General features: G+C 65.7%; 13 protein-coding genes and 1 pseudogene. 2 read left to right on the top strand and 12 right to left on the bottom strand.

The window, feature by feature from the left end; all coding sequences use genetic code 11:
* The 8 genes and pseudogenes from EPO41_RS27530 to EPO41_RS27495 all read right to left on the bottom strand — a co-directional run.
* Nucleotides 1–225 (bottom strand): annotated as a pseudogene (locus tag EPO41_RS27530) (hypothetical protein); the annotation flags it as partial.
* Nucleotides 226–248: 23 nt separating this feature from the next.
* The gene (gene grrM / locus EPO41_RS27525; protein WP_296332330.1) at nt 249–1,442 is read right to left on the bottom strand and encodes a cyclophane-forming radical SAM/SPASM peptide maturase GrrM/OscB; all 1,194 of its coding nucleotides are present in this window, start codon (nt 1,440–1,442) and stop codon (nt 249–251) included.
* 2 nt (nt 1,443–1,444) lie between these two features.
* A complete protein-coding gene (grrA, locus tag EPO41_RS27520) occupies nt 1,445–1,807 on the bottom strand; it encodes a GrrA/OscA1 family cyclophane-containing rSAM-modified RiPP (protein ID WP_296332328.1) in 363 nt (120 codons plus the stop codon).
* A 275-nt stretch (nt 1,808–2,082) separates the two neighbouring features.
* Nucleotides 2,083–2,589, bottom strand: coding sequence for a hypothetical protein (locus EPO41_RS27515; protein ID WP_296332326.1), 507 nt, complete (start codon nt 2,587–2,589; stop codon nt 2,083–2,085).
* A gap of 337 nt (nt 2,590–2,926) precedes the next feature.
* Nucleotides 2,927–3,205 carry a hypothetical protein gene (locus tag EPO41_RS27510; RefSeq protein ID WP_296332324.1) on the bottom strand — a complete coding sequence of 93 codons (279 nt, stop codon included), beginning with the start codon at nt 3,203–3,205 and terminating at the stop codon, nt 2,927–2,929.
* Nucleotides 3,206–3,265: 60 nt separating this feature from the next.
* On the bottom strand, nt 3,266–3,748 hold the full coding sequence (locus EPO41_RS27505) for an SRPBCC family protein (RefSeq protein ID WP_296332322.1): 483 nt from the start codon (nt 3,746–3,748) through the stop codon (nt 3,266–3,268).
* Between the two features lie 78 nt (nt 3,749–3,826).
* The gene (locus tag EPO41_RS27500) at nt 3,827–4,936 is read right to left on the bottom strand and encodes a hypothetical protein (protein WP_296332320.1); all 1,110 of its coding nucleotides are present in this window, start codon (nt 4,934–4,936) and stop codon (nt 3,827–3,829) included.
* Nucleotides 4,937–4,946: 10 nt separating this feature from the next.
* Nucleotides 4,947–5,807 carry a hypothetical protein gene (locus tag EPO41_RS27495; protein WP_296332318.1) on the bottom strand — a complete coding sequence of 287 codons (861 nt, stop codon included), beginning with the start codon at nt 5,805–5,807 and terminating at the stop codon, nt 4,947–4,949.
* A gap of 234 nt (nt 5,808–6,041) precedes the next feature.
* On the opposite strand from EPO41_RS27495, the gene EPO41_RS27490 reads away from it, so the two are divergent.
* A complete protein-coding gene (locus tag EPO41_RS27490) occupies nt 6,042–6,389 on the top strand; it encodes a hypothetical protein (protein WP_296332316.1) in 348 nt (115 codons plus the stop codon).
* Between the two features lie 6 nt (nt 6,390–6,395).
* On the opposite strand, the gene EPO41_RS27485 is transcribed toward EPO41_RS27490, so the two are convergent.
* The 3 genes from EPO41_RS27485 to EPO41_RS27475 are packed head-to-tail and all read right to left on the bottom strand — an operon-like array spanning nt 6,396 to nt 9,202.
* A complete protein-coding gene (locus EPO41_RS27485) occupies nt 6,396–6,659 on the bottom strand; it encodes a hypothetical protein (protein WP_296332314.1) in 264 nt (87 codons plus the stop codon).
* A gap of 5 nt (nt 6,660–6,664) precedes the next feature.
* Nucleotides 6,665–9,007 (bottom strand): xanthine dehydrogenase family protein molybdopterin-binding subunit, encoded by a 2,343-nt coding sequence (locus EPO41_RS27480; protein WP_296332312.1) that lies wholly within the window; start codon nt 9,005–9,007, stop codon nt 6,665–6,667.
* Nucleotides 9,008–9,055: 48 nt separating this feature from the next.
* Nucleotides 9,056–9,202, bottom strand: coding sequence for a hypothetical protein (locus EPO41_RS27475; protein WP_296332310.1), 147 nt, complete (start codon nt 9,200–9,202; stop codon nt 9,056–9,058).
* A gap of 86 nt (nt 9,203–9,288) precedes the next feature.
* Here EPO41_RS27475 and EPO41_RS27470 point away from each other — a divergent pair, with 86 nt between their 5' ends.
* A complete protein-coding gene (locus EPO41_RS27470; RefSeq protein WP_296332308.1) occupies nt 9,289–11,115 on the top strand; it encodes a serine/threonine-protein kinase in 1,827 nt (608 codons plus the stop codon).
* Between the two features lie 35 nt (nt 11,116–11,150).
* On the opposite strand, the gene EPO41_RS27465 is transcribed toward EPO41_RS27470, so the two are convergent.
* Complete coding sequence (locus tag EPO41_RS27465) at nt 11,151–11,732, bottom strand: hypothetical protein (RefSeq protein WP_296332306.1); 582 nt, start codon at nt 11,730–11,732, stop codon at nt 11,151–11,153.
* Between the last annotated feature and the right edge of the window lie 25 nt (nt 11,733–11,757).

Raw genomic sequence — 11,757 nt, 5'->3', positions numbered from 1 at the left:
GCGGATCAGCTCGACGCTGGTGACGAACATGACCGGGAAGGGACGAGTGCCTTCAGGGCCCGGCGCGCCACCGCCCGGCGGCGGGCCGGCATCCTTCGGCGTCGACGGCGCGGCCTGCGGCTGAGATGCTGGCCCGCCTTGCGCAGGGCGTTGCTGGGCACTCGACTGGGCGGCCGCCAGCATCGAGCCTGCAGCCACCAGCGTGGTGAGGGCGAAGAGCTTCATACTATTCATGGTTTCCTCGGTAGCTAAGCGGCGACGTCGCTGCTCTGGACGGGCGAAGGGGAAGGGACATCCTGCGGAACCACCATGGCCGGGCTGTGCGCGAGACGATCGTAGGCTTCGAGGATCAGGTCGGTCGGCACCATCTGCGTCAGTGTACAGTACGAGGTTTCAGTGCCGGTGAAGCTGCCATTCTCGAACAGCTTGTTGACCGGCGCACCGCCACCGCACACCGAGAAATAGTCGCAGGATCTGCTGCAGGCCTGCACGCCCGCGGTGATGTCACGGTAGAGCGCCGAAGCGAGGCAGGTGTCGCGGATTTCCTGGAGCGACTGGAAATTGATGTTGCCCAGGAGATAGTCGCGATAGTCCTTGTTCTTCAGCCCGAGCAGCTCGGGCGAAAAGCTCGAGACGTTGCCGTGGCTGTCGACGTTCAGCATCGCCAGCGGTTCGACCTGGATGTTGCGCGCGGGCACCCCTTCGGGACGGAACAGGCGGGGCAGGGCAAGATCGATCTCGCGGACGAAGCGGACGCGACCACTGCGGCGGGCGAGGTGCCAGAAGCTGCGCAGGAATGCGGCATAACGCTTCCGCAATTCGGGACCGTGGAAGAGGCTCGAGACGTGATCGCCCTCGGACTCCTCGACGTTGAAGCAGATCTGGTCGATGCCTTCGGTGAGATAGAAGTCGAGCAGCTCTGCCGGCTGGTCGAGGCTGGTATGGGACAGCACCGAGATCACGTGGAAGTCCACGTTGTTTTCGCGCAAGGAGCGGATGCCGGCGATGGTCTTGTCGAAGGTCCCCTTGCCGCTGCGGCTCTTCCGGTGAAGATCGTGCAGCTCTCGCGGCCCGTCTAGGCTAACGCCGACGCCGACGCCCCATTCCTTGAAGAGGTCGCACCACTCGGTATCGATCAGCGTGCCGTTGGTCTGGAAGGAGTGCTTTACGTGGACCGATGCCGGCCGCATCCGCTCGATCGTCGCGAAGGCCTCGCGATAAAACGAGACGGGCACTACGAGCGGCTCTCCCGCATGCCAGATCACGGTGATCTCGGGGCAGGACCAGCCGGATGCAAAAATCTGCTCGAACAGCCGTGTCACCGTCGACTGGGCGATGACGTGCTTGTTCGAGCGGTCGGGCAGATAACAGTAAGTGCAGGCGATGTTGCAAAAGGCGGTCGGCTGCACGACCACCATGCCGATATCGGGCGTGGCGGTCATGCTTACCAATTATGCCAACCGTTGTGCCAATTGCCCCAGCCGCCGTTGCCCCAGCCGCCATTGTGCCAGCCATTGCCCCAATTGCGCCAACCGCCATTGCGCCAGCCGCCATTGCCCCACCAGGCGAGAAGCTGCTCAGGGTCGACGGCGACGAATGGCTCGCCATCCCGGCGATATTGCTCGATGGTGCTCGAGACGTCGGCGCGAAGGACCTGGAGACGCTGCGCGACCGAACGCTTGCTACCTTCGGGCTCCCCGACCGTCGTGGCTGCTGCGTCGGCGGCAGCCAAGCCGACCGAAAGTCCCAGCGCACCTGACGGCAGCAGTTGAGCGAGTGCGCGCAACGGACGACGATCGTGGGTCACATATGCTCTCCCTGAAGGCAAGCTAGGTTAGGCCGGGCTGCAATCCATTCGCAAATCAAAAGCGACGAAATCGACGGGACCCAGCGGCGGCCTCTTGAAGTTCGCAATTGGATGACCATATCCGTCAAGTCCTAGCGGTCGAGCGATCGCGAGGCGTTTGCCAGGGTGAGCCACGGATGTAATGGTGACCTAAGGCAGGCGAATTGCGTACTCGACCCGGCCCCGCGCCTGAAATGGCGGCGGGGCTTTCTATTTTTCGGATTCGTGTGGCCGCGTCAGTGGACCATCCGTCCGCTTGGATGGTTCGAAGGGTGGCGAAGGTGTTCGGATTCCAGCCACACGTGGTGCAGGATGCCGGGTGATCCAAGTTGTCGCTGCGGCGCGCCGATCTGGAAGCCCAATTCTCGCAGGAGGTCGAGCATCCGGTCCTCTCGGGTGTCTATGTGCTGCTCCAGTCTGGGGAACTGGTCGAGCATCTCGGCAAAAACGAGGCGACACAACATCGAGAAATCACGCGATTCCCCGTCAAACTTGGCGACGGGAAGCATCCAGACATAGCCGATTTCGGGATTGTCGAGCCGAGGTGTGACGCCCCAAAGGGCAGTGGTTGCCCCGTCGCTCACGCGCCGCGCTGCCCAAATCTGCGTACTGAAGGCGCACGCTTCGATCAGCCGGTCGCACGGTTGCTTCTCCGGCCAATCGGCGGCGGCGTGCTGATCCTCGAGCAGGTTTGCCACATAGGCGACGTCTGCGGACGTTGCGGCCTGGACCTGGTAACGCATGACGTTCTCCTCGGCCTGTCGTGGACTCAACGAAACCTACGCAGAAGGTTGCCGATGGTCGAGTTCCGCGCGGGCGTGCGCAAAAGCAGCGGGGAGGATGTGCCAGCGTCTCCCATGTGAGAACTTCCACATTGAGCAGTCGGTTTTTCCTCTCCTCGCTCGGAGCGACGTTCATGGCGCCGTCGATTCGTCTGCCCAACCCGCGTCCTGGCGGTCGCAGACGCCCGAGGCGGCGGGTTTTCGACGACAAGCGGATCTGGAACGTCCACCGGCGGCAATGACGATCCGGTAGCGTGGCGCGTGGGCGTCGCCAACGTGCGCAGCGCCTTGTTCGTATTCAGCGGGCGCCGGCGGGTGGCGCCTGCCGCGTCGTATCCGAGCCGACGCCGGGTTGTCCTGCACTGGGCGCGCCCGGCGTCGACGGCGTGGGGCTGGGATTGATGGCCGAACTGCTCGACGGCGTCGAGGACGCGGAAGGGGGAACGGTCGGCGAGGTGCCCGCCGGGGCCGGCGATGTCGACGTGCCGCCATTGCTGGCGCCTGGGCCCGATTGGGCGTGCACAGTCCCTGCGATCACGACGCAGGCTGCAATGGCGATGAGGGTCTTGCTGACCATCGAGTCCTCCAGATGGGTTTTCGAAACAACCGCTGGAGGACGCTCGGCGTTGCGTGGACGTCAGAGAGTCGCGGCCAGCGTGGCGAGCTGGTCGGCGCAGATTCCCCAGCCAACGTGGAAACCCATCTTCTCGTGCGCCTCGCGATCCTCCACCGTCCAGTGGCGGACACGGGCGGTGTAGACCGTCTTGTCGCCTCGCTTCTCGAAGGTGAGGATGACCGTCATGAACGGCTTGGCCGAGGGCTGCCATGCCTCGGTGAAGGCGTCGGTGAAGACCAGCCGCTCATTCGGCACGACCTCGAGGTAGATGCCCCGGTTAGGCATGTCCTGCCCGTCAGGGCCGCGCATCACGATCAGGCTGGAGCCGCCGGGCCGCACGTCTGTCTCGACGACCGGCGTTTCATAGGGCTTGGGGGCGAACCACTGCTTCATCAGTGCCGGCTCCGTCCAGCAGCGAAAGAGTTTCTCTGGGGGCGCGTCGATCAGGCGCGTGAGGACGAGTTCGCGATCGCTTTCAGGGGTGCCGGTCGGCGGGACGGTCATTTCAGGCTCCTTGTGAGGTCGTTCTGCCCCAAGGACGAACGAACCCGCCACTTCCCGACAGGAGCCCGATATTTTGTTCTACGGCGGGCCGTAACTGCCCGGCGTCACGCCGCCGTATTCGTGGCTGACACGGTTGTTCCAACCGTAGCCGACATAGCCGCCGGCGGCGTCGTAGAGGTAGTCGAAGCCTTCCAGGAACATGCGGCCGGTGTTCACGAAGACCGTCGCATCGTGCACCACCTCGACCCGCTCGGGATGAAGTGGGTTGCCGCGCCGCCCGACCGTGAACTCGTAGAAGGCGGGCTGCGGGCGAAGGCGAGCGGGCATGAGGAGTTCGATCCGCGTGCCCTCGGGGGCACGCCGTCCCCGCTCCAGGCGCGTGCCGGCCGGCGGGGACAGGAACATGTAGTTGATGCCGGTATCCATCAGCATCGTGCCCTGCTCGGAGATGCCGTCGACCGAGACGGTCATGGGCGCGCCGTTCCAGTCCGGCACGCCGGGGCGATGAGCCTTGGGCATCAGCTTCACGAAGGCCATGTGGCGGGTGAGGGCAGGCGTCATGCCGAGATGCACGCCGGTCCGGGTGATGGCGTATCCCGGCCGCACCGAGTTCACGGGCCGGCCGGACGCCAGCGAAACGAGGCTTACGAAGGGATTCTTCGGCGAGGTGTCGTCGGCCGTTGCCTGCGCCGCACCGCGATCGAAGCCGATTCCCATGAAGCCGACATTGCGCGGCTCGGATTCCGGCCGGCAGTCGCGCGCTTGCTCAAGGCAGGTGATCCGACTGACCCTCAGCACCTGCACGCGCGCCGTGGCGACCGGCGTGTGCTCGTCGCGGCGGATGACGACATCGGTCATCCAGTGCTCGCCGCTGAGGATGCGGCCACTGCTGTTGTAGACCAGCCGTCCCGGCCCCTGCGAGACGTCATGTGGCCCGGGGATGAAGTGGTCGGCCGAGACGACGATGCCGGTCGAGCCCGTGTCCATGCCGAACCAACGCGGCCTTGCACCGTTCAGGCTGAGCCAGATCTCCGGCACATGATGCGGGGAGATGGAGCCGTTGGCGAAGGGGATCTCGATCGCCTCGAGCCCGTCATAGGCACGCCAGGGTTCCTGTGCGCGGGCCCCCACCATGCAGGACAGCAGGAGTACCAGGCCGACGGTAATGATCTTCAGGCGGCGCGACATGGCATTCAATTCAGTCGGGGAGGTCGAAATCCTGGCCCTTGGCCGTAATGTCGGCCTTCGCGAACCAGTCCGGGCCGAGCAGGCTGATCGGCTTGCCTGTGCAGCTGAGGTTGGCGACGGCCTTGCCGTCGCGCTCGACGGTGACGCCGGCCTTCTCATGCGTCTCCCCGCGGGGGCCCCAATTTCCTATGCCGGTGTAGACCACGAAGGCAATGTTGTTTTTCGCCGACACGCGCAGCCACGCCCCTCCACCGCCTGCGAGGGCGAACGACTCGCCGCTGGCCGCCTGAGGCGGCGGCACCTGGGCAGCCGGCAGGGTGAGGTCCAGCGGCTCGCCCGAATCGGGTTTGCCGGTTCGGTATTGCAGGTAACCCTTGTTGGGCGCGGCATCCTTAGAGGCGCAAACCGACACGAGCTTCGCCGGGCTGGTGCGGCACGAAAATATGATCGTCTCGGTCGGCGTACAGAAGGAAGTTTGTGCGCTCTTGGCCGTCGTCGGGGCAGGCGCTGCCGCGGCGAGCGGCGCGGGTTTGACGGACGCGATCAGGATGATGGTGTCGCTCTTCTTGCAGTCCGGATTACCCTGACAGGAAGCCGCCATGACGCGCGCGGTCTTGTAGGTCAGCGCCAGGCGCTTGCCTTTCAGCGACTTTTCCATGGCGCAGAGATCGAAGTCCGCCGGCTCGTCGAAGGTGATGCCGCGGTCGTCCTTCAGCGTGACGAAACAGGCCGTGTCGCCATTGCGGAAGCCGATCGCCGTCCCGAACGCCCGCTTCTTCTCGCCACCAATCGTGACGGTGTCCTGCGCTTCAACCGGGAGGGTAGATACCAGCAGGAAGGCGACGAAAGCCGAACCGAAGAGAGAGCGCAAGCAGGACCCCGAGGCTGAAGCAGATTGCCGAAGTCATAGACGATAGGTGTCGGAATGTCGCGCGGTCTGCGCAAAAGACCCGCCCCGACAATGCCGGGCGGGCCTTCCGAACTCACCGGTACATCCGCGGCTCAGTCCGTGCTGCATGATTAACGACGACGCCCGTAAATGGTTGCACAGCCCACCGGCCCGAACGGGACCGCAACTATCGCGGTGCACCATCGTTGACCCGTCATGAGCGATAGCACCACCCTGGAGGACATCAGTCCCTATCTTGTTCTTGGCCAGGCAGACGATGGCGGCCAGCCCATCGTTGAAACCGCTCGGGTATTGCACGACCTGATCGTCACGTTCCCGCCGCACGGGCACTATTCGGTGCGGACGGTGGAGGATGAATGTGGTCCGGCCGTTCATTGCGCCTTCGAGCGCAAGATCGACGCCGATCGTCTGGCGGCGGCCGTCGGAGCCATCGAGATCGCCCGCTACGAGAGCTACCGCAGCGAGCGCGCATTCTATCTCGACGACAAGGTAGTGCGTAACATTCGCCGTACGCTGGAACGCCGCCGCAGCGTAGCGAACTGACGCCCTTCAGAGAATCCCGAACATGCGCGCCACCCTCTGGACGGCGCCCCAGGCGGGATCGAGAGTGGCAAAGGTCCGTGCCATTTCGTTGGCATCCCTGAGCAGTGCCTTAAGCTTGACGTCGCTCGGCTCGTCTTTCTCCGCCTCCAGGCGCGCTTCTTCGAAGAGAGCGCGCAGCTCGCGCATCTCTTCGCTGTAGTCGGCGTCGATCGCCTTCACGGAATCGGCCAAGGCGGCGGCAAGGGTGGGATCGTTCGGTTTGTCGGTCATGCTCTTTACGCTGCTTTCCTGGTTCGATGGGCGTCAATGGCCGCCCACAAAGACGCTGCCGTGACCGGCATGTCGATATGCTTGAGCCCGGTGTGCGGATGGATCGCGTCCACGATGGCATTGATCACGGAGGGCGGTGCGCCGATGGCGCCGGCCTCGCCTGCGCCCTTCACGCCCAGCGGGTTGGTCGTGCACAGGCTGTTGTGCATGTCGAACTTCACGTGCGGCACCACGTCCGCGCGAGGCAGGGCATAGTCCATGAACGAACCGCTCATGAGCTGGCCCGACTCGGGATCATAAATGGTCTTCTCGGTCAGCGCCTGGCCGACCCCCTGGCCGACTCCACCATGGACCTGGCCCTGCAGCAGCAGCGGATTCAGCGCCGTGCCGAAATCGTCCATGATCGAGTAGTTCAGGATCTCCAGCGTGCCGGTGTCGGGATCGATCTCGAGCTCGCAGATGTGACAGCCATTGGGGAAGGTCGCGGCCTGCGGCGTGCGCGTGAAGGCATCGTCGAGGCCGGGCTTGCTACCCTCGGGCACATGCTTCGGGTCCTTGGCGGCGCGCGCGACGTCGAACAGGCTCATTGTCCGGTCCGTGCCGACGATGCGGAAGGTCGCGTCGGCATATTCGATGTCGCCCACCGCCGCCTCCATCGCCGAGGCGGCGACCAGCTTGCCCTTCTCGATGATGTTGTCGCTGACGCCCAGCACAGCCGCGCCCGCGACTGGAATGGAGCGGCTGCCGCCGGTCATGCCCTCAGGCGTGAAATCCGAATCGCCCTGCACGATGCGGATGCGGTCGGCATCGACGCCGAGCCGCGCCGACATGATCTGCGTGAACGCCGTCTCGTGGCCCTGTCCGTTGGTCTGGACGCCGACATAGACAGTGATCGTGTCGTCCTCGTTGAACTTGGCGATCGCGCTTTCCGGTGCGCCGCCCGAGCACTTCTCGACATAAGTCGACATGCCGATGCCGCGCCACTTGCCCTTCGCGAGCGACGCGGCGCGTCGGGCCGGGAAGCCGCTCCAGTCGGCCTTCTCCATGCCCTTCAGCATGACGTTGTCGAAGTCGCCGGAATCGAACGTGTCGCCCAGCGCCGTATTCCAGGGAATCTGGTTGGGCTTCACGAGGTTGCGCTTGCGGATCTCGACGGGTCCGAGGCCGGTCTCGCGACCGATATGGTCGACGAAGCGCTCCAGCAGATAGGCAGCCTCGGGTCGGCCGGCGCCCCGGTAGGCATCGGTCGGTACCGTGTTGGTCATCACGCCCTTCACGTTCACGTAGATCGCAGGCGTCTGGTAGAGACCGGCCAGCATGCCGCTGCCGGCCATGGTCGGGATGAACGCGCCGAAATGGCTGAGATAGGCGCCCAGCGCGGCATGCGTCGTGACGCGCAGCGCCAGAAACTTGCAATCCTTGTCGAGCGCCATCTCGGCCAGCGAGACGTGGTCGCGGCCCTGAACATCCGACAGGAACGCTTCCTGCCGGTCGGGAATCCACTTCACCGTGCGCTTGAGCGCGCGGCTGGCCCACACGACCAGCGGATATTCCGGGTGCACGAAGATCTTCATGCCGAAACCGCCGCCCACGTCGCCGGTGCGCACGCGCAGCTTGGGTTGGCCGATCTTCAGGATCATGTCGGCGACAACGGGGCGGATGACGCTGACGCCCTGCGAGGAGACCCAGAGGGTCGAACGGTCGTCCGTCGGATCGTATTCGCAGATGGCGCCGCGCGGCTCCATCGAATTCACGACCAGGCGGTTATTCACGATCTCGAGCTTCACGACCCGGTCGGCCTTGGCAAAGGCCGCCTCGGTGCGCGCCCGGTCGCCCATCTCCCAGTCGAAGACGAGATTGCCCGGAATGTGATCGTGAACCAGCGGGGCGCCGGGCTGAGCTGATTCGAAAGTGCCGACCGTGTGAGGGCGGGCTTCGTAGTCGATCTCGATCAGTTCGGCCGCATCCTTGGCCTGTTCCAGCGTCTCGGCCACCACCAGCGCCACCGGATCGCCGACGTGGCGAACGCGGCCCTGAGCCAACATCGGCCGGGGCGTTTCGGCCCGGGGCGTGCCGTCCCGGTTGGTGACCGGGACTAGGCAGGGCAGGTCGCCATAGCCCGCGGCCTTCACGTCGTCGCCGGTCAGGACAAGCAGAACCCCAGGCGCCTTTTTCGCGGCTGACGTCTCGATGCCCTTGATGTCGGCGTGGGCGTGCGGCGAGCGCAGGACATAGGCCCGGGCGGCCGGGGTCGAGAGCCTGGTGTCGTCCGTGTAACGACCACCGCCGGTGAGGAGACGCGGGTCCTCCACCCGGCGTACCGACTGACCAATGCCGAACTTCGCCATGAAATTCCTCCGTGTTGTCCGGAGGTTAGCCCGCCCCGTGTGGTCTCGCTACAGGATCGTCCAGACGAAGCCCGCCGCGACGACGAGGATACCGGCGCCTAGGGCCAGCCACGTTCCTGCTGTCGGCACGCGAATTTCCGCTTCGTCGAGGGTGGGGGCAGGTTCTTCGTCGAGGATCTTGAGACCCGGTGTCACGGTAGACCTCACTGCACTGTTCCGCAGGCGGATATTCGAGGAACGCCGGTCTTCCCCGAACGTTGCCGGGTGGGGGCAGGAGGCACATGCACATCGAGGACGACGATACGGGCGAGAAGCCTGCCGGTCCGGCCGATTCCGCTGCTGCGGTCGACCATGTAGCGCTGACCCCGGGGCGCGTGGTTGGCCGCTACGAGGTTCTGGAGGTGCTGGGGCAGGGTGGGTTCGGCATCATCTACCGTGTCCGCGACACCCAGCTCGACCGTGAAGTCGCCCTGAAGGAATACCTGCCGCCCGCGCTGGCGATCCGCCAGGACGGCGCCTCCGTCCTGCCGCGTTCCACAGCAGTCGCTGAGGACTTCTCCTGGGGCCGGGAGCGCTTCGTCGCGGAAGGCCGGACCTTGGCCAATCTCCACGAGGCTCCTTCCATCGTGAAGGTCTTCGACTTCGTGGAGGCCAACGGCACCTCCTACATGGTGATGGAGCTGGTGCGTGGCGACACGCTGGAGGAACGGGTAAAAGCGAGGGGCCCGCTGTCGCCGGCCGAAATCGACTGGTTCCTGCCGCCGCTGCTGGACGGGCTTCAGCAGGTGCACGAGTCGGGCTTTCTCCATCGCGATATCAAGCCGGGCAACATCCTGGTGAACGAGGCCGGCCTGCCGACGCTGATCGATTTCGGAGCGGCGCGGCTGGCCGTTGCCGGCCGGTCCTCGACCATGACGGCGATCTTCACCCCGGGCTATGCCGCTGCCGAGCAGTTCGCCGCCGGCAAGCAGGGACCGTGGACCGACATCTACGGGCTGGCGGCGACACTGCATCATGCGATCACCGGCAAGGCGCCGCCCAGTGCCTTCGAGCGCCTGCTCGCCGATACCTATGTGCCTCTCGCCAGCCTGCAGTTGATCGGCTTCCCGGCGCAGCTTCTCGCCGGGATCGATGCCGGGCTGGCAGTGCGTTTCGAAGAGCGACCGCAAACGATCGCTGCCTGGCGCGCTTTGCTGGGGCGCGCGACGGCCGATGCCAATGCGACGATGATCATGTCGCAGCCCCTGGCGCGGCCTGTGCCTCCGACACTACCAACACCGCCCACGCCCCCGACACCGCCAAGCGCACCTGCCGAGCTCGCCTTCACGCCCCAGCCCCGTTCGCGCTGGAAGCCGATGACTCTCGGCGCCGTTGCGGCAGCGCTGCTCGCGTTGGCGATCGGCTACTACGTCGAGACGCTGCCACCTCGGCCCCAGCAGGCGCAGTCGGCCGAGACGGTTGCCGCGGTGCCAGCGCCCGCGCCAATCCATGAGACGGAAGCGGCCGTTGCGGCACGCGAGGGTGAGGAGGCGCTGCAGCTCATTGCAGCCGACCGCCAGCGTATCCAGACCGTCCTCACCTCGCTGGGTTACGACACGCGCGGCTCCGACGGTACCTTCGGCGAGCGTTCGCGTGAGATGATCGCGGCCTGGCAGAAGGCCAAAGGGCATGCGGCGACCGGCTATCTGACCGCGGCGCAGGTCCCGGCGCTCCTGCGGGAAGTGCCCTCGGTCGCTTCGTCCGCTGCGCGGCCGCATAATTCGATGTCACCGGCCCCCAGACAGGCCGGCGCCTATGACGGCGTCTATAGCGGTGGCCTGTCGACCACCGGCTTCGCCGAGCTGCCGGGTGTCGTGACGGCGGAATTGAGCATTGCCGGCGGCCAGCTGATCGGCCGTATCACGCAGCCGGGTTGCGGCGTCTCGGCCGTCTCGCTTGCCGTTGCCTCGAACGGCGACATAACGGGCAGCGGCCGCATCTACGAAGGCCAGGACTGTTCGATGGGCGGCTTCACGGCGACCGGCAGGGCGAATGGTGACCGGGTCGCGCTGGAACTGCGGACCAAGGTCGGAACGATGCGGGGAAGCTTCGGCCGTCGTGGCGGCTGACGCTCGGCGGCCGGCGCCGCCGAGGTCGTTGGTCGTTACTTCTTAGGCGAAATCGCCACGACCAGCACCGAGGTGTCGATGGCCGTGAGCTTGTCGCCGGTCTTGACGCGCGGGAGCTGCGCGCGGCCCTCCGCGGTGGCTGCGGAGTAGGTCTGGACCTCGCCGCCGCTCGGATTGACGACCGAGATGGTGCCGGCCGAGGGATTGACGCCGGTGACCCACCAGTTGGCGACGGTCTGGTCGGCCATCGCGCCGGCAGCGCGGTTGCCGGAAGAGGCAGCGGCCGTGACGCTCAGGTCGCGGTCGCGCGGCGTCGCGGCGTTCGGGCCGGACAGCACGAAGGTGAGCTTGTTCTCGAACGCCGCCGAGACGGCGTCGCCGACCTTGCTGGTGTCCATCTTCACGCCGTCGCTAACCTTCGCGGTGATCGAGCGGCCGGCCGGGCCGGTGAAGGTCACGGTGCGCTTGGAGGGATCGATGGCGGTGATTGTCGCGTCGACCGAATAGGTGGTGACCGTCGAGATGCCGACGATCGGCTGGCTCTGCGCGAACGCGCCGCCGGCGGTCGCAATCGACCCGGCGAGCACTGCCGCGATGAGGAACCGTTTGTTGAACATCACTCTCTCTCCTCCGTTGTTGAAC

Source organism: Reyranella sp. (assembly GCF_004297265.1).
Taxonomy (GTDB): Bacteria; Pseudomonadota; Alphaproteobacteria; order Reyranellales; family Reyranellaceae; genus Reyranella.
This window is presented reverse-complemented; position numbering and strand designations above follow the sequence as displayed.